Raw genomic sequence first — 16,488 nt, forward strand, 5'->3', positions numbered from 1 at the left:
CGAAGGGAGACGGCGTGGTTGTCCAACTGCGGATTTGCGTGCCCGGCGAGCTCTCCGCCGTGACGCTGAAGACGTGCCGGGACCAGCGGGGCGCGGCAGAGGTTGCGCTGGTTGCGGGTGCGTCGGTGGTCCCGGAAGGCGACGTTATCGAGGTCCTGATCGCCCGGGAGTCAGTGGAGGAACTCCTCGAGAAGCTGGAGATCCTGAAGGTCCAGGACGTTGGATCCATTGCCATGTCCACGCCGGAATTAGTCCTGTCAAAGAAAGCCGACCGGGCGGAGCGGGCCGCCCCCGGGGACGGTGCGGACGCAGTGATCTGGGACGACGTGACGCGGCAAACCGGAGAGGACTCCCGCCTGACATGGAACTTCCTCGCCTTCCTGGTGCTCGCAACCCAGCTTGCCGGGATCGGCATCGTGACGGACTCCCCCATCGCGATTGTGGGAGCCATGGCGGTAGGTCCCGAGTTCGGACCGCTGGCCGCCCTCGCCGTCTCGCTTGCCACCCGGCAGTGGAAGCTTGGCCGCCGTGCTGCCATTGCCCTGGGTGTCGGGTTCCCCGTGGCCATGCTGCTGGCGGCACTGACGGCGTGGCTGTCGGTGCCCCTCGGTCTCTTCCCGCGGGATGCCCTGGACAAGGGTTCCGCGGTGGAATTCATCTACCATCCGGGTCCGTATTCGCTGATTGTTGCCGTCCTGGCCGGCATCGCGGGAATGCTCTCCATCATCGGCCGGCGCTCCGCGGCCCTGATCGGGGTCTTCATCTCGGTGACCACCGTTCCGGCGGCAGGGTACGTTGCGGTGGCCCTGGTCCTGGGGGAATACCAGAAGGCTGCGGGCTCGGCGCTCCAGTTGCTGCTCAACCTCGTGGGCATCGTGGTGGCCGCCCTCGCGGTACTGCTTTTCTACCGCATGGTTTCCAGGCGCGTGCCGCACGGGGTGGCACGGAACCTGAGGCGCCAGCGGAGCGGGGCCCGCAACTAAGGAGCCTCCGCATTCACGGTGCGCTACGGCCGCAGCAGGGCGCGCAGGGTCTGGATCGTGTCTGCTTCGGCCGCAGCCTTGTCATCCCGGTAGCGCTTGACCCGGGCAAACCTCAGGGCGATGCCGCCGGGATAGCGCGGTGACTGCTGCACGCCGTCGATGGCGATTTCCACCACCGTGACCGGCTCAACCCACACCGTGCCGGCCGTGCGCCGCACCTCAAGCTCCTGGAACCTCTCCGTCTGCCATCGCAGCAGTTCGTCGGTGAGGCCCTTGAAGGTCTTGCCCACCATGACGTAGCCGCCGGGTTCTCCGAACTCCCCAGCTGGGTCAAGGGCGCCCAGGTGCAGGTTGGACAGCATCCCGGTGCGGCGCCCGGACCCCCATTCGCAGGCGAGCACCACCAGGTCGTACGTCAGCACCGGCTTGACCTTCACCCAGTTGGCTCCGCGCCGGCCGGCCGCGTAGGTGGAACCGATGGCCTTCACCACAACGCCTTCATGGCCTGCGGCAAGCGCCTCCTGCGACACCCGTTCCGCAACGGCGGGATCGGCCGTGATCTCCCCCGGTATCCGGTGCTCCGGCGCGATCCGCTCGAGCTCACTGATCCGGGCGGACAGCGGCTCATCAAGCAGGTCCCGCCCATCGATATGCAGCACGTCGAAGAACCAGGGATGCAGCACCGTCTCACGCGCGGCATCCGCACCGAAGCGCGCCATGGTTTCCTGGAACGGCCGCGGGCCGCCTTCCTCGTCCAGGGCCAGGGTTTCACCGTCAAGGATCACGTCCCGCAGCGGCAGCCCGCGAACCAGGTCCACCACCTCGGGGAGCCGGTGGGTGACGTCGGCGAGGTTGCGCGTGTAGATGCTGACGTCGTCGCCGGACCGGTGCACCTGGATGCGGGCGCCGTCGAGCTTGTATTCCACCGAGGCCTCCCCGGTCGCCTCCAGGGCTGCGCTGGGACTGGCCGCGGTGGCCGCCAGCATGGGCTGCACGGGGCGGCCAACCACCAGGCCGACGGCGTCCAGCTCGGCTTCGGTGCCCGTGATGGCCAGCAGGGCTGTTCCGCCCAGGTCGCCCGAAAGCATCGCAGCGCGCCGTACGACGGCAACGGGCTTCCCGGCAGCGCGGGCAACGGCATCCGTCAGCACTCCCTCCAGGGCTCCTATACGCAGCTCGCCAAGCAGGACACCTGCAATGAAGGCCTGCTCAGAAGCAGTGGCTGCCGCCATCAGCGTCCGGAGGGTGGCCGCGCGCCCCGCGCCCGATCCGGTACCCGCCGTGGCAAGCAGCCGGTCCAGGGCAGCGTCGAGGTCGGCCAGGGTGAGGGTTGGTTCGACGGCGGGTTCCTCCTTGGCCGCCGCCACGGCACTCCATCCGACGCCCACGCGTCCCTGGCGGGGCTTGGCAACCAGCCAGCCCACCGCCGTCGGGATTTCCGCCGGCTCAAGCCGGCCCAGCAGCTGGGCCAGCGCATCCACCTTGGCCAGCCGGGAGCGGGTGGAGGTGACGGCCTCCGCGGTGTTGACGAGCTCAAGGAGCAGCATGGCACCATCCTGCCACGGCACTGGACAGGGCCGGAGCCCCGTTCCAGACTTGGTGGATGGGCAACATCGTCGCGAACCTGTTCATCACCCTGGACGGCGTCTACCAGGCGCCCGGCGGCCGCGAGGAAGACAGCGAGGGCGGGTTCAACCTTGGCGGCTGGCAGGCACCGGTCTCCGACGACGAATCCGGCGCCGCCATTGCGGCTGGAATAGCGCGGATGGATGCCCTGCTCCTTGGCAGGAAGACCTACGACATCTTTGCCGCCTACTGGCCCCAGCAGTCCGGGGACATCGCGGACACGCTCAACCGGATACCCAAGTTTGTGGTGTCAAGCTCCTTGTCCGATCCGGCATGGGCCGGCACCACCGTGCTGCCGGATGCCGCGGCGGCGGGCGGGCTCCGGGACGAGTACCAGCAGGTGCACATGTTCGGCAGTGGCGTCCTCATCCGGTCCCTGCTGGAGGCGCAAGTGCTGGACCGCCTTCATCTCTGGCTGTATCCGGTCACCCTGGGGCAGGGCAAGCGGCTCTTCGACGCCGGGACGGTCCCCTCAACATTCCGGCTCGCCGAGCCGGTACGCAGCTACCCCAAGGGAGCCGTGTCGTTGGTCTACGAGCCTGCGGGCGGAGTCGAAACCGCCGAGATGGCGGCTACGTAGCACCCGGAACACAGAAAACCGGCCCAGCTGGTGCTGGACCGGTTTTCTGTATGTGAAGACGGGCAGGATCAGTGGCTGTGGCCTGCGTGCTCGTCCTCTTCGGCCGGCTTCTCCACGACAAGGGTCTCGGTGGTGAGAACCAGCGCGGCGATGGAGGCCGCGTTGCGGAGGGCTGCACGGGTGACCTTGACGGGGTCGATGACGCCCGCAGCGATCAGGTCCTCGTACTCGCCGGACTTGGCGTTGAACCCGTTGTTGATTTCCAGGTCGGCAACCTTGGAGGTGACCACGTAACCGTCGAAGCCGGCGTTCTGGGCGATCCAGCGCAGGGGCTGGACCAGTGCGCGGCGGACAATGCCGACGGCCGCGGCAGCGTCGCCTTCGAGGGCGTTGACGGCGGCATCCTCATCCAGTGCCTTGAGGGCGTGGATCAGGGCCGAGCCACCGCCGGCCACGATGCCTTCTTCGAGGGCAGCGCGGGTGGAGGACACTGCGTCCTCGATGCGGTGCTTCTTTTCCTTCAACTCAACCTCGGTTGCGGCACCCACCTTGATGACGCCGATGCCGCCGGCCAGCTTGGCCAGCCGCTCCTGGAGCTTTTCGCGGTCCCAGTCGGAATCGGTGCGGGTAACCTCGGCGCGCAGCTGGGCAACGCGTGCGGCCACGTCCTCGGCCGAGCCTGCGCCGTCGACGATGGTGGTGTTGTCCTTGGTGACGGTGATGCGGCGGGCCGTACCCAGCACCTCCAGGCCAACGGTGTCCAGGCTCAGGCCCAGCTCCGGGGAGACAACCTGCGCACCGGTGAGGGTGGCGATGTCCTGCAGCATGGCCTTGCGGCGGTCGCCGAAGCCGGGAGCCTTGACGGCAACAACGTTCAGGGTGCCGCGGATGCGGTTGACGATGAGCGTGGACAGGGCCTCGCCCTCGACGTCCTCGGCGATGATGAACAGCGGCTTGGAAGCCTGCAGTGCCTTTTCCAGCAGCGGCAGGAATTCCTGGATCGAGGAGATCTTGCCCTGGTTGATCAGGATAAGCGCGTCCTCGAGGACTGCTTCCTGGCGTTCCGCGTCGGTGACGAAGTACGGGGACAGGTAGCCCTTGTCGAACTGCATGCCCTCGGTGAGGACCAGTTCGGTCTGGGTGGTGGAGGACTCTTCGATGGTGATGACGCCATCCTTGCCCACCTTCCCAAAGGCCTCGGCGAGCAGTTCGCCGATTTCGTCGCTCTGGGCCGAGATGGCGGCAACGTTAGCCACCTGGGTGCCTTCGACCGGGCGGGCGTTTTCGAGCAGGCGGGCAGCCACGGCTTCAACCGCAACTTCGATGCCGCGCTTGATCTGGCCGGGAGCGGCGCCGGCAGCAACGTTGCGCAGGCCTTCCTTGACCAGGGCCTGGGCCAGGACCGTGGCGGTGGTGGTGCCGTCGCCGGCAACGTCGTTGGTCTTGGTGGCTACTTCCTTGGCCAGCTGCGCGCCAAGGTTCTCGTAGGGATCGTCAAGTTCCACTTCACGGGCGATGGTGACGCCGTCATTCGTGATGGTGGGGGCGCCCCACTTCTTGTCCAGGACGACGTTGCGGCCGCGGGGGCCGAGCGTCACCTTGACGGTGTTCGCGAGCTTATCGATGCCGGCCTCAAGGGACCGGCGGGCAGCGTCGTTAAACGCAAGCTGCTTTGCCATGGTTTTGTCCTTTCAAAGACAGAAACCCCGCACTGCCGGCCAGCATGAGCATGGCCGGCGGCACGGGGATCCGGAAGAGTTACTTGACGACGACAGCCAGGACGTCGCGGGCGGACAGCACCAGGTACTCGGTGCCGCCGGCCTTGACTTCGGTTCCGCCGTACTTGGAGTAGATGACGACGTCGCCAACGGCAACGTCAACCGGAACCCGCTGGCCGTCTTCGAAGCGGCCGGGGCCTACTGCAACAACTTCGCCTTCCTGCGGCTTCTCCTGGGCGGAGTCCGGGATGACCAGGCCTGAAGCCGTGGTCTGCTCGGCTTCGAGCGGGCGGACAACAATACGATCCTCAAGAGGCTTAATAGAGACCGACACTCGGACCTCTCCTTTTCGTCAGCAAAATTCGTGGACTGGAAAGCTTTCCGCCGTGGCTGGCAAACCGTCGTCGCGGTGCCGGCAGCAGCCTGGCTGGCAGCTCTTCATGTGTTAGCACCCTCCTAGGGAGAGTGCTAATGAAGACTCTATGTAAGGGTTAGCACTCGGTCAAGGTGAGTGCCAACGTTTCGTCATCGGCGTAAGCCTTTCGGGCTCCGGCCGACGGCGGTCCAGGGCGGCAAACATGCTTCCCTAACGGCCCAGGTCGTCGAAGTCCACGTCCTCGCCACCGTCGGCCTCGCCGCCTCCCTGCTGACGTTTCCGGTAAAGCACCCAACCGGCCCCGGCTGCGGTGAGTACGGCAACAACGAGGAAGAAAATGCTCCCGGCCCGTGCGCCGTCGTACAACCCGCGGATGTCCCGCGCCTCCTGCGTGTTGTCGTGGATGTCGTTGCCGCCCACCGAATAAACGGTGGCGTTGAACGTGTCCAGCAGGAAAATGATCACGAGCAGGGCGATGCACACCACGGCCACCACGGCCGCGGCGATCAGGGCTGGACGGGCAAACCTAGCCACACCGCGGTCCCTGGGTCGATGTTCGCCGGTCTCCCCTGGGGCTGCGCTGTCATCCATGGTTTCAACAGTATCCGCATCCCGGCAGCCGTCCTCCACTAGGCTGGAAACCATGCCCCACGCTCCCCAGGACCAGATCGCACCCCTGTTGACCCCCGAAGGCTGGGAGTTGCTGGCATCGCTGGGCCCCTACCGCGAAGAGGACGCGTTTGAGCTCAATTCGGCGCTCCGGAAAGCCGGCCACCCGGGCGAACTTGTATCCGCCGTCCTGACGCAGTCCAGGCTGCGGACCAGGGCCGAGGCGAAGTTTGGTGAGTTCGCCCGCCAGATGCTTTTCACCCAGGCAGGCCTTGAGCAGGCCACCCGGCTGAACGTCGCCGCACACCACGCGCAGCGGTTCGCCGCAGCCGGGATCCGGCACGTGGCGGACCTGGGCTGCGGTCTTGGTGCCGACGCCATGGCCCTGGCTTCCCTGGACATCACCGTCACCGCCGTGGAGATGGATGAAACCACCGCCGCCTGCGCCACCATGAACCTCATCCCCTTCCCCAATGCCACGGTGGTCCACGCGGACGCGGCATCGGTCCCGCTGGAGGGGATCGACGGCGTCTGGCTGGATCCGGCACGCCGCGTCACTTCCACGTCGGGGACCAAGCGGATCTGGGACCCGGAGGCTTTCTCACCGCCGTTGTCCTTCGTGGAGTCGCTGGCCGCCGGGGGGAAGGCGGTGGGCGTGAAGATGGGCCCGGGCATGCCCCACGAGTCCGTGCCCACGGGATGCGAAGCCCAGTGGGTGTCGGTGGCCGGGGACGTGACCGAGGTGACCCTCTGGTTCAACGCCGTGCGCAGGCCCGGGGTCCGCCGGGCGGCCCTGGTCCTGGGGTCCCAGGGGCCCGCCGAGCTGACCAGCGCAGAGGACTTCGGCGCCGGCCCGGCCGCTCCGGTGGGACCCGTGGAGGGTTACCTGTACGAACCCGACGGCGCCGTGATCCGTGCCGGGCTGGTTGCCGACGTGGCGCTGCAGCTCGGCGGGCACCTGGTGGATGAACACATTGCCTATATCTGTGCCGCGGAACTTCTGGACACCCCGTTCGCCAAGGCTTACAGGGTCCTGGAAGTCATGCCCTACAACGTCAAGGCACTCAAGGCCTGGGTGAAGGAGGAGGGGATCACCGTGCTGGACATCAAGAAGCGCGGCACAGCGGTGACCCCGGAAGAGCTGCGGAAGCAGCTCCTCCCACAGGGCAAGGGCGCCGCCAAAAAGGGTTCCGCCAGGACGGCCACGCTGGTCCTGACTCGCATCGGCGAGGACCGCGTGGCCATCGTGGTGGAACCGGTGTAAACGCCTACTGGGCGCGCATGAACTCCTCGGCTGCCCGGACCTGTTCCGCGGTGGGGCGCACTCCCGTGTACAGCACAAACTGTTCCAGGGCCTGGATGGTGGCAACCTCCGCACCGGTGATGACGTGCTTGCCTGCCGCGCGGGCGGCCCGGATCAGCGGCGTCTCGGCGGGCAGTGCCACCACGTCGAAGACCACGCGTGCGGCCTCGATGGCCTCCGCGGGGAAGGACAGGCTGTCAGCTTCGGCGCCGCCCGCCATGCCGATGGGGGTGACGTTGATGATCATGTCCGCCGTCCCGCCGTCGAGCGCTGCACGCCACTGGAAACCGTACTGGCCTGCGAGCGCACGCCCGGCGGCCTCGTTCCGGGCGATGACGGTGACGTCCTTGAAACCGGCGTCCCGGAGCGCGGCGACGGTGGCTTTGGCCATCCCGCCCGCCCCCTGGACCAGCACGGGATAGTCGGTGGGGACCCCGTTGGATGCCAGCAGCTGCTCAATGGCCGTGTAGTCGGTGTTGTACGCCTTGAGGTGGCCGTCGGTGTTCACGATGGTGTTCACGGAGTCGATGGCCTTGGCGGACGGGTCCATCTCGTCCACCAGCGCGATGACGTCTTCCTTGTACGGCATGGAGATGGCACAGCCGCGGATGCCCAGGCCCCGCACTCCGGCGATGGCCTGTTCCAGGTTGGTGGGCGCGAACGCCTTGTAGATCCAGTTCAGGCCCAGCTGCCCGTACAGATGGTTGTGGAAGCGGGTCCCGTTGTTGCTGGGGCGGGCCGACAGCGAGATGCAGAGGGTCATGTCTTTATTCAGAATGGGCACCAGACCATTAAACGCGTTCCAGCCATCGTGCGGGGTCCCCGGTCCGGGGTCCGGGTCAGGAGTCAGAGGTCAGGGGCAGCCGGTTCCCGCGGGGAAAGGCCCGACGGCGGCGGGCAGCTTCCCGGGAGCAGGCGCCTTTCCTGCCAGCACGGCCACCAGCGCATCAAAGGCAGCGTCGGTGCGGCCGTACAGCGCCAGCTTCACCGGAGCCGTGGAGTTTTGGAGCGGCCAGGGGGCATCCAGGGCCACGGCAATGTCCCCGGCCGCTGGATTCCCGCCGAAGCCGATGAGGTTCACCAGCGGTCCTGATCCAACCGCGAGGCCGGCACGTGCGGCCGCGGCTTCGAAGCGCTCCCGGTCCCCCGGTCCCCCGCCGGCAACGCGCACCGCACCGGGCACCAGGGGTCCGCTGCAGGGACCGGAGACAACCGTCACGGCCGACGCCGAAACCCACGCCGACAACGCCGCACCGCTTCCGGCCGGGGCACCTGTGCCGGCTGTTCCGGCAGGCGGCGTGGTCCGGGCATGCCAGATCATCATGGTGGCCACCCGCTGCGCGGCCTCATCCAGCCGGGAGGCGGGAAGCGTGCCGGCGGCCAGGGCCTGGAGGATGGCGGCGTGCGCCTGTTCCACGTCCGCGGGCATCAGCAACAGGTCGGCGCCGGCTCCCAAAGCTTTTACGGCTGCTGCGCCGGCGGGGTACTGCTTGTCCACGGCTCCCATGTTGAGGGCGTCCGTCACGGCTACACCTTTGAATCCGAGCTCCCTCATCGCGGCGTAGCTCGGTGCGGAGAGCGACGCCGGCACACCGGGCTCCAGCGCAGGCACAGCGATGTGGCCCGTCATGACGACCGGCAGGCCCGCGGCCACCGCCGCCTGGAAGGGTTTCCAGTCCCGGGCCCGGAGCTGGTCGATGCCGGCCGGCTGGACCGGGAGGCTGAGGTGGGAGTCCGCGGTCACCGAGCCGTGGCCGGGAAAGTGCTTGACGGTGGGAAGCACGCCGGCGTCCAGCATGCCCTGGGCGAAGGCGACCCCGTGGGCTGCGGCGGCGGCAGGATCCGCGGACATGGAGCGCGCGCCGATGGTGGGGTCGCTGGGCCCGATGGTCACGTCGGTATCCGGCGCGAAGTCGAGGTCGAATCCCAGCGGCACCAGCTCGCCGGCCAGGCCCTTTCCTGCTTCCCGGGTCAGGGCCGGGTTGCCGGCCGCTCCGTAGCTCATGGGCGTGGGCCATTCAGTCAGGGGCTGCCCCAGGCGTGCCACGGCGCCCCCTTCCTGGTCCACGCCGATGATCCCGGGCCACCGCCGGCCGCCGGCGGCGACAGCCTGCTGCAGCCGCTGGTTCACCGCGCCCATGGCGGCAACATCCACGTTCCCCTGCGCATCGCGTGGCACGTTGTCGCCCATGATGATGGATCCGGCCAGGTGCAGCCGCTGGATGAGCGCGGCGTGCGCCTCCACCTGGTTGCCCTTGAAGAACGGGAGCAGAACCTGCCCCGCCTTCTCCTCCGGAGTCATGGCTGCCACGGCCGCGACGGCGGCGTCCTGGTCGCGCTGCTCCGGGCCCCACCCCAGGGGGCGGGAGCCTGCGTCAGGTGAGGCAGAAGCGGTGGGAGGCGCCGTCGTCGTACTTGCCGATGCCGAAGGGGCCCCGGTGGGCCCGGAGGACGACGACGGCGGGGCTGCTGTTGGGGAGGCTGTGCAGGAGGCCAGCGCCAGGGCCGACAGGGCCAGGAGGAGCGGGAAGGATTTGGCGGGAGTGGTTTTGGCAGGTCTGTGACGCGTGGGGAACGGGGCCATCAATACGATGCTACCCCTGCACTAGACTTGAACCACCCGTTCGCCTGCCGGCAGCAGCCTGTGAGCGGCATCAGCCAGCGGCAAACCGGACAGTGAGGAAACGTGTGAAGATCGACTTCGCCCCATCGAGGCAGTCAACCCTCGGTGTTGAGTGGGAGCTTGCCCTGGTGGACGGAAAGACGGGCGAGCTCGCATCCGTGGCCAACCAGGTGCTCCGCGGAGTTGCTTCCCGCCACCCGGAACTCAACGAAGACGACGAACATCCGCACATCAAGCAGGAACTGCTGCTGAACACTGTGGAACTGGTCACCGGCATCTGCGAAACAGCTGCCGAGGCCAAGGAAGACCTCAGCCGGTCCGTTGCCGCCGTCCGCGAAATCACCGATCCCATGGGCGTGGAACTCTTCTGCGCCGGCAGCCACCCGTTCAGCCCGCCGCAGCTGCAGCCCGTGACGGACAAGGCCCGCTACGCCAAACTCATCGACCGCACCCAGTGGTGGGGCAGGCAGATGGTCATTTACGGCGTTCACGTGCACGTAGGACTTGACCGCCGCGACAAGGCACTCCCCGTCCTGGATGGCCTGGTCAACTACTTCCCGCACTTCCAGGCGCTCTCAGCATCCAGCCCCTTCTGGGGCGGCGAGGATACCGGTTACGCCTCCCAGCGGGCCCTGATGTTCCAGCAGCTTCCCACCGCCGGCCTGCCCTTCCAGTTCAAATCCTGGGAGGAATACGAGTCCTACGTGCAGGACATGTTCACCACCGGCGTGATCGACACCATCTCTGAGATCCGCTGGGACATCCGGCCGGTGCCCGCGCTAGGCACCATCGAGATGCGCATCTGCGACGGCCTGGCCACGTTGGAGGAAGTGGGTGCCATTGCGGCCCTCACCCAATGCCTGGTGGACGAGTTCTCCACCACCCTGGACAACGGCGGCACCATTCCCACCATGCCGCCCTGGCACGTGCAGGAGAACAAGTGGCGCGCCGCCCGGTACGGCCTGGACGCCATCATCATCCTGGACGCCGCAGGGCGGGAACAGCTGGTCACCGAGCACCTGCTGGAGACGCTGAACCGGCTGGAGCCGGTGGCGGCCAAGCTGCGCTGCGCCGACGAGCTTGCCGACGTCGAGAAGATCATCCGCCGCGGCGCCGGGTACCAGCGCCAGCGCCGCGTGGCCGCAGAGAACGGCGGGAACCTCCAGGCCGTGGTCCTGGACTTGGTCAAGCAGATGCGGAACGGCCCCACCGCGTAACGTGCTCCTGCCGAAGTGGGGCACTTCGGCACGGACACGCCGGCCGCCATCGTGACGTACGACGGCGGAGCCCGCCAAAGTGCCCCGCGACGGTTCGCTTTCGCCCGGCGCTCTGCCGTCAGGCCGGCAGCGACACCGATGTAACCGGCATTGACGAGTCCGGGGCGAAGGCGATTCCACTGGGTTCGACGCCGGCCATCACCAGCTGTGCGCCGAGGGCGGCCACCATGGCGCCGTTGTCCGTGCAGAGGTCCAGGGGCGGCACGTGCAGCCGGATGCCGGCGGACGCGCACCGCTGCCCGGTCAGTTCCCGCAGCCGCGAGTTGGCCGCCACTCCCCCACCCAGCAGGACATCCTTGATGCCGTACTCGCGGCAGGCCAGCACCGCCTTGGACGAAATCACGTCCACCACGGCTTCCTGGAAGGCGGCCGCGATGTCAGCCACGGGGATCTCTTCGCCGCGGGCCTCGAACTGCTCCACGCACCGGGCCACTGCCGTCTTGAGGCCGCTGAAGGACCAGTCATACCGGTGCGGCCCCGGCTCATCCGCCGTGCCCATGTACTTGGGCTGGGTGAGGCCGCGGGGGAAGCGGATGGCCTTGGGATTGCCGCCGCGGGCCACCTTGTCGATCGCAGGGCCGCCCGGGTAGCCAAGACCCAGGATGCGTGCCACTTTGTCGTAGGCCTCGCCGGCGGCGTCGTCGATGGTGGAGCCCAGGAGCTCCACGTCGCTGGTGATGGTCCTGATCCGCAGGATTTCGGTGTGGCCGCCGGACACCAGCAGGGCGCCCAGGTTCTCCGGCAGCTCCTGCTTCCGGCCGTTGGCGCGGTCATCCAGCAGCCCCACGCCCACGTGCGCCACCAGGTGGTTGATCGCGTACAGCGGCTTCCCGGTGGCGACGGCCAGCGCCTTGGCAGCGCAGACACCCACCATGAGTGCGCCGGCCAGCCCGGGCCCGGATGTGACGGCGATGGCGTCCACCTCGTCAAGGCTCACGCCTGCGTCTGCCAGCGCCTGATCGAGCGTGGGGACGAACGCGTCCAAGTGGGCGCGCGAGGCGATCTCGGGGATGACGCCGCCAAAGCGGACGTGCTCGTCCATGGAGGAGGAGACGGTGTTGGTCAGGAGGGTGGTGCCGCGGACGATGCCCACGCCGGTTTCGTCGCAGGATGATTCGATCCCCAGCACCAGGGGCTGTGAGCGGTTCATTGCCGGCCTGCTTCCGTTGCTTGGTGGCCATCAGTTTCCGGTGCGGCCAGCTGGAGCCGCATGATGAGCGCATCCACGCCGTCGCGGTAGTAGCGGGGGCGGATGTGGATCTGTTCGAAGCCGAACCGGACGTACAGCTGCTGCGCCCGCGGGTTGTCGGCGCGGACCTCAAGCAGGACATCGGCGGCACCGCGGTGCCTGGCCTCGGCGATGAGTTGGGTGAGCAGCCTGCTGCCGATTCCCCGCCCCTCGTATTCAGGAACGACGGCGATGGTCTGGATGTCGGCGATGGGCTCGATGCACATCAGCCCGGCGTAGCCCACGATGCCGTCGGTGGTCTCCGCCACAAGGTAGCGGCGGGTTTCCGGCTGGGAGAGTTCATCCAGGAACATCTGCACGGGCCAGGCGTCGATGGGGAAGAGCTTGTGTTCCAGGGCGCCGACGGCGGGTACATCGCCCAGGGTCATGTCGCGGACGGTGACGCCTGCCATGTGGGGTTCCGGGGTGGTACTCACAGTGCACGCTTCCGTGGTCCGGGTACCTGGGCATCTGATTCGCGCAGGTACAGGGGTGTGGTGTCCAGCAGGGCCTCCCCGGCAGCCAGACGCGCCAGGGCAAACTGGCCAAGATACAGGGCGTCGGGCTGCTCCCCCGCGAACTCGGGATCGGCTTGGAGGACGTCGGCGTAGAGACCTGCGCCCGCGCCGAAGGCGGGCAGGTCCGGCAGGTCGGCGGCGAAACCAACATGGGGGCCGTCCTCCAGCAGCGGCAGCTGCCCGTCACCCAGGCTGTAGCGCGCCCAGTAGACCTCTTTCCGGCGGGCGTCGGTGGCCACCAGGAACTCCGGGACGGCGGCGGTGGATTCGGCTACCTCCAGGGCCACCGCGTCCAGGCTCATCAGGCCGTGCAGCGGCTTGCCCCAGACGAACGCCAGCGTCCGGGCGGTGGCAATGCCCGAGCGCAGCCCGGTGAAGGGGCCGGGGCCTACGCCCACCACCAGCGCATCGATGTCCTGCCCGGTGACGCCGGCTTCGGACAGCAGGGTGTGGATGCCGGGAGCGAGCACCTCGGCGTGGCTGCGGGTGTCCTCCGTGGAGAAGCTGGCCACCACGCCTTCGGGGGCTGCATCGGACACCAGCGCGGCGCTGGCCACCGCGGAAGTGTCAATCGCAAGGATCAGCATGGGGCGCTTCCTTCCGGTCCACCCAGCTCCGGCCCGCCCAGCTCGGGGGCACCCAGTTCCGGGGCAGTTGCCCAGCGCGGCCCGTAGCCGCGCATCACGATGGTGCGGGGCTCGTCGGTGTCTTCGCCGTCGAAGTCCAGGCTTCCACCTCCACTGCCGGCGGCATCCAGCCCGATGGCACGGAGGAGGTCGATCTCCAGCCGGCTCTCGCTGAGGTGCTCCACCCGGTCCTGTCCCCACTCCACCACGGTCACGGACGAGTCCATGGTGTTTTCGAGGTCGATGTCGTCGATCTCCGCTGCGGAACCCAGCCGGTAGGCGTCCACGTGCACAAGGTCGGGGCCGCCGGGACGCGGACCATCCGGCAGGTTCGGGTGGATCCGGACCAGCACAAAGGTGGGTGAGATGATGCCTGCGCGGACACCCAGCCCCTCGCCCAGTCCCTGGGTGAAGGTGGTTTTCCCGGCACCCAGCTCACCGGAAAGCACCAGCAGGTCCCCGGCCCGCAGCACCTCCGCCAAACGTGCGCCGAACGCGTGCGTCTGTTCCGCCGTCGTCGCCGTGAACGTCTTTTCCCAGTTGGCAGCCAACTGTCCGGCCGCGCTCATGCGGCCCCCGCCGAGCCGGGCGCGCCCACCAGGCCGTGGCCGTTACCCGCGTGGCCGGTGCCCGCCGGCTGGTCCTCGTTGATGAAGCGGCGCGGAACACGGGGGCTGACGCGGGTCACGATTTCATAGTTGATGGTCCCCGCGGCGCGTGCCCAGTCCTCCGCGGTGGGCCCGCCGTCGGCGCCGTCCCCGAACAGTTCCGCTTCCGCACCCTGCAGGTCAGTTCCGGATGCCTCCGGCCCAAGGTCGATCACCATCTGGTCCATCGCGATCCGGCCCACCACGGGATAGGTCTTCCCTGCGACGCGGACGGGTCCACCGGTGGCGACCCGGGGGACGCCGTCGGCATAGCCCACCGGAATCAGGGCAAGCGTGCTCGCCGTCCTGGTGCGGTAACGCAGCCCGTAGGAGACGCCCTGCCCCTCGGGCACGTCCTTGCACTGCGACACGAGGGTGCGCAGCGTCATGGCGGGCCGGAGTCCCAGTTCTGCTGAAGTCTGCCCGTCAAACGGCGACAGCCCATAGATGCCCAGGCCAACCCTGACCAGGTCGAAGTGGGTGTCCGGGCGGGACAGGGTGGCGGGTGTGTTGGCAAGGTGCCGGACCTCGGGATCCACGCCCGCGTCCTCGGCAATGGCCAGCGCCTCCCGGAACGCGGCCACCTGCTGGTCCGTTTCGGGCCGCTCCGGTTCGTCGGCCACGGCCAGGTGGGAGAAGATGCCAACTACGCGCAACAGGCCCTGGTCCTGGTATTCCACGGCCTCCCCCACCAGGCGGTCCCAGGACTCGGGGGTGGCTCCGTTCCGTCCCAGCCCGGTGTCCACCTTGAGATGCACCCGTGCCGGCCGCTCCTGCTCACGGGCCGCGGCCACGATGCGTTCCAGCTCCCACCCTGAGCAGCCAATATCGACGCCGGCGGCCACCGCGGCACCGAAGTTGCTGTCCGTGGTGTGCAGCCAGGCGAGAAGCGGCGCGTCGATGCCGGCGGCGCGCAGCGCCAAGGCCTCGGAAATGTGGGCCACGCCGAGCCAGGCCGCGCCGGCCTGCAGGGCTGCGCGGGCAACGGGGACGGCGCCGTGCCCGTATGCATCCGCCTTGACGACGGCCATGACTTTCGCGGGGGAGGCAGCGGCGGCAAGCCGGCGGACGTTGTGCCGGATGGCGTCCAGGTCGATCACGGCCGACCGCTCGTGGCGGGGGTCCGGCCCGGAGGCAGCGCTGAATTCACCGGTTGTTGCGGGATAGGTCACCTAAGTGATTCTAGTGCGGGCACTTCGCGCCGAATAATCAGGGCCTCCAACGCCGCCTAAGCATCCGACAAGTGCGCGATGGTGGCGGCCGCCCTGCGCTGGGCTGACAGCGGCACGTCGTCGATGATGTCAGCGAGGAACCCGAAGCGCCGCAGCCACTGGCTCGTCTGCCGTTCGGGGCGGGCGTTGGCGCGTCTCCACCAGTCGGCAATGTCGCCCCAACCCGGCGCCGCCAGCGAGCCGCCCACCTCCTGCACCGCCATGGACGCGCACAGGTTGGCAAAGCGCAGCCGGTCCCCCAGCGGCCACCCGGCCAGGGTGCCCACGATGAAGGCTGCGTCGAAGCAGTCGCCGGCTCCGGTGGGGTCGTGCGCCTTGACCGGAAGCGACGGGACCCATTCTTCCTCGCCGGTTTCCGAGTCCACGGCCATGGCGCCCTGCGGGCCCAGGGTTACGACGGCCACCGGAACGTGGTCCGCCAGCGCGTACAAGGCGCTCCACGGATTGTCCTTGCCCGTGAACGCCATGGCCTCGCGCTGGTTGGGCAGGAAGGCGTAGAAGTACTGCAGGTTGTCGAGCCTGACGGGCGCCCATTCCCCGCTGGGGTCCCATCCAACATCGCCGAACAGCTTTACCCCGGCGGCGTGGGCTGCGTGGGCCCACGGCTCCACTTCCAGGCCCACCTCAGCGATTCCGGCGAGGGCCTTGGGCGGGTCTCCGATCAGCTCGGAATTTGTCACCGGTGCGGAGTGCCCGTGGGTCACCAGGGAGCGGTCCTGGTCCACGCAGAGGGACACGGTCACCGGGGAGTGCCAGCCCGGGACGCGTCGGGAAAGGCTGAGGTCCACGTGTTCCTGGCCGGAAAGGATCTTCCAGTTGAAGTCCCCGTACCCGTCGTCGCCGAAAGCAGCTGCCAGCCCGGTGCGCAGCCCAAGCCTGGCAGCGGCAATGGCCTGGTTGGCCACCCCGCCGGGGCAGCTGCCCATGCCGTCGCTCCAGATTTCCGTGCCGGGTTCGGGCCCGTGGGGCAGGCCGGTGAAGATGATGTCCTGGAACACGGTCCCGGCCAGCAAGAGGTCGAATCCGGGTTCGGCGGGTGAACGGACGGCAGCCAGGGGGTCGTAGGGGCGTGCTGGGATGGCGTCCATAGTGCGCAGGATACGCCGTGCCGCACCGCTGCGGTAGGGGCCTTGGTCGGGCGT

At 68.3% G+C, this 16,488-nt stretch carries 16 protein-coding genes; 4 read left to right on the forward strand and 12 right to left on the reverse strand.

What is annotated here, in order from left to right; translation table 11 throughout:
- Positions 1–14 precede the first annotated feature (14 nt).
- Positions 15–983: a DUF389 domain-containing protein gene (locus LDO86_RS13740; protein ID WP_018769209.1), complete on the forward strand. Its 969-nt coding sequence runs from the start codon at positions 15–17 to the stop codon at positions 981–983.
- A gap of 23 nt (positions 984–1,006) precedes the next feature.
- Here LDO86_RS13740 and LDO86_RS13745 read toward each other — a convergent pair whose 3' ends face one another.
- Positions 1,007–2,530, reverse strand: a complete 1,524-nt coding sequence (locus LDO86_RS13745) for an ATP-dependent DNA ligase (RefSeq protein ID WP_018769208.1) — start codon at positions 2,528–2,530, stop codon at positions 1,007–1,009.
- A 56-nt stretch (positions 2,531–2,586) separates the two neighbouring features.
- Here LDO86_RS13745 and LDO86_RS13750 point away from each other — a divergent pair, with 56 nt between their 5' ends.
- Positions 2,587–3,189: a dihydrofolate reductase family protein gene (locus LDO86_RS13750; RefSeq protein ID WP_018769207.1), complete on the forward strand. Its 603-nt coding sequence runs from the start codon at positions 2,587–2,589 to the stop codon at positions 3,187–3,189.
- Between the two features lie 68 nt (positions 3,190–3,257).
- Here the strand turns inward: LDO86_RS13750 and groL are convergent, their stop codons facing one another.
- From groL to LDO86_RS13765, 3 genes are all read right to left on the reverse strand, one after another.
- The gene (gene groL / locus LDO86_RS13755) at positions 3,258–4,868 is read right to left on the reverse strand and encodes a chaperonin GroEL (RefSeq protein WP_018769206.1); all 1,611 of its coding nucleotides are present in this window, start codon (positions 4,866–4,868) and stop codon (positions 3,258–3,260) included.
- Positions 4,869–4,947: 79 nt separating this feature from the next.
- Entirely contained in the window at positions 4,948–5,241 is a 294-nt protein-coding gene (groES, locus tag LDO86_RS13760) for a co-chaperone GroES (protein WP_224084030.1), read from the reverse strand.
- 252 nt (positions 5,242–5,493) lie between these two features.
- On the reverse strand, positions 5,494–5,874 hold the full coding sequence (locus tag LDO86_RS13765) for a DLW-39 family protein (protein WP_026265756.1): 381 nt from the start codon (positions 5,872–5,874) through the stop codon (positions 5,494–5,496).
- Between the two features lie 52 nt (positions 5,875–5,926).
- Between LDO86_RS13765 and LDO86_RS13770 the strand changes: the two genes are divergently transcribed.
- Complete coding sequence (locus LDO86_RS13770; RefSeq protein ID WP_018769203.1) at positions 5,927–7,156, forward strand: class I SAM-dependent methyltransferase; 1,230 nt, start codon at positions 5,927–5,929, stop codon at positions 7,154–7,156.
- 4 nt (positions 7,157–7,160) lie between these two features.
- Here the strand turns inward: LDO86_RS13770 and LDO86_RS13775 are convergent, their stop codons facing one another.
- Together LDO86_RS13775 and LDO86_RS13780 are read right to left on the reverse strand one after the other, a co-directional pair.
- Positions 7,161–7,958 carry a shikimate 5-dehydrogenase gene (locus LDO86_RS13775; protein WP_018769202.1) on the reverse strand — a complete coding sequence of 266 codons (798 nt, stop codon included), beginning with the start codon at positions 7,956–7,958 and terminating at the stop codon, positions 7,161–7,163.
- 90 nt (positions 7,959–8,048) lie between these two features.
- Positions 8,049–9,497: a glycoside hydrolase family 3 N-terminal domain-containing protein gene (locus tag LDO86_RS13780; protein ID WP_018769201.1), complete on the reverse strand. Its 1,449-nt coding sequence runs from the start codon at positions 9,495–9,497 to the stop codon at positions 8,049–8,051.
- 386 nt (positions 9,498–9,883) lie between these two features.
- Here LDO86_RS13780 and LDO86_RS13785 point away from each other — a divergent pair, with 386 nt between their 5' ends.
- Positions 9,884–11,035, forward strand: coding sequence for a glutamate--cysteine ligase (locus LDO86_RS13785; RefSeq protein ID WP_018769199.1), 1,152 nt, complete (start codon positions 9,884–9,886; stop codon positions 11,033–11,035).
- Positions 11,036–11,153: 118 nt separating this feature from the next.
- Here LDO86_RS13785 and tsaD read toward each other — a convergent pair whose 3' ends face one another.
- From tsaD to LDO86_RS13815, 6 genes are read right to left on the reverse strand one after another with little or no spacing between them, the layout of a single operon-like run.
- Positions 11,154–12,245, reverse strand: coding sequence for a tRNA (adenosine(37)-N6)-threonylcarbamoyltransferase complex transferase subunit TsaD (tsaD, locus tag LDO86_RS13790; protein WP_018769198.1), 1,092 nt, complete (start codon positions 12,243–12,245; stop codon positions 11,154–11,156).
- Positions 12,242–12,760, reverse strand: coding sequence for a ribosomal protein S18-alanine N-acetyltransferase (gene rimI / locus LDO86_RS13795; protein WP_026265755.1), 519 nt, complete (start codon positions 12,758–12,760; stop codon positions 12,242–12,244). Before rimI ends, tsaD begins: the two co-directional genes overlap by 4 nt.
- A complete protein-coding gene (gene tsaB / locus LDO86_RS13800) occupies positions 12,757–13,428 on the reverse strand; it encodes a tRNA (adenosine(37)-N6)-threonylcarbamoyltransferase complex dimerization subunit type 1 TsaB (protein WP_018769196.1) in 672 nt (223 codons plus the stop codon). The genes rimI and tsaB overlap by 4 nt, the downstream gene beginning before the upstream one ends.
- Complete coding sequence (tsaE, locus tag LDO86_RS13805; protein WP_018769195.1) at positions 13,422–14,036, reverse strand: tRNA (adenosine(37)-N6)-threonylcarbamoyltransferase complex ATPase subunit type 1 TsaE; 615 nt, start codon at positions 14,034–14,036, stop codon at positions 13,422–13,424. Before tsaE ends, tsaB begins: the two co-directional genes overlap by 7 nt.
- Positions 14,033–15,286: an alanine racemase gene (gene alr / locus LDO86_RS13810; RefSeq protein ID WP_018769194.1), complete on the reverse strand. Its 1,254-nt coding sequence runs from the start codon at positions 15,284–15,286 to the stop codon at positions 14,033–14,035. Before alr ends, tsaE begins: the two co-directional genes overlap by 4 nt.
- Before the next feature lie 56 nt (positions 15,287–15,342).
- Positions 15,343–16,434, reverse strand: coding sequence for a PfkB family carbohydrate kinase (locus tag LDO86_RS13815; RefSeq protein WP_026265754.1), 1,092 nt, complete (start codon positions 16,432–16,434; stop codon positions 15,343–15,345).
- Between the last annotated feature and the right edge of the window lie 54 nt (positions 16,435–16,488).

Origin of the sequence: Arthrobacter sp. StoSoilB19, assembly GCF_019977275.1 — a bacterium.
In the GTDB taxonomy this organism is placed as follows: Bacteria; Actinomycetota; Actinomycetes; order Actinomycetales; family Micrococcaceae; genus Arthrobacter.

What these genes read in the sequence shown, in the direction of transcription:
- tsaB (WP_018769196.1), bottom strand. Translation starts at nt 13,428, where the DNA reads ATGCTGATCCTTGCGATTGACACTTCCGCGGTGGCCAGCGCCGCGCTG.
- tsaE (WP_018769195.1), bottom strand. Translation starts at nt 14,036, where the DNA reads ATGAGCGCGGCCGGACAGTTGGCTGCCAACTGGGAAAAGACGTTCACG.
- LDO86_RS13815 (WP_026265754.1), bottom strand. Translation starts at nt 16,434, where the DNA reads ATGGACGCCATCCCAGCACGCCCCTACGACCCCCTGGCTGCCGTCCGT.
- LDO86_RS13770 (WP_018769203.1), top strand. Translation starts at nt 5,927, where the DNA reads ATGCCCCACGCTCCCCAGGACCAGATCGCACCCCTGTTGACCCCCGAA.
- LDO86_RS13745 (WP_018769208.1), bottom strand. Translation starts at nt 2,530, where the DNA reads ATGCTGCTCCTTGAGCTCGTCAACACCGCGGAGGCCGTCACCTCCACC.
- LDO86_RS13765 (WP_026265756.1), bottom strand. Translation starts at nt 5,874, where the DNA reads ATGGATGACAGCGCAGCCCCAGGGGAGACCGGCGAACATCGACCCAGG.
- LDO86_RS13780 (WP_018769201.1), bottom strand. Translation starts at nt 9,497, where the DNA reads ATGACTCCGGAGGAGAAGGCGGGGCAGGTTCTGCTCCCGTTCTTCAAG.
- LDO86_RS13775 (WP_018769202.1), bottom strand. Translation starts at nt 7,958, where the DNA reads ATGACCCTCTGCATCTCGCTGTCGGCCCGCCCCAGCAACAACGGGACC.
- tsaD (WP_018769198.1), bottom strand. Translation starts at nt 12,245, where the DNA reads ATGAACCGCTCACAGCCCCTGGTGCTGGGGATCGAATCATCCTGCGAC.
- LDO86_RS13750 (WP_018769207.1), top strand. Translation starts at nt 2,587, where the DNA reads ATGGGCAACATCGTCGCGAACCTGTTCATCACCCTGGACGGCGTCTAC.
- groL (WP_018769206.1), bottom strand. Translation starts at nt 4,868, where the DNA reads ATGGCAAAGCAGCTTGCGTTTAACGACGCTGCCCGCCGGTCCCTTGAG.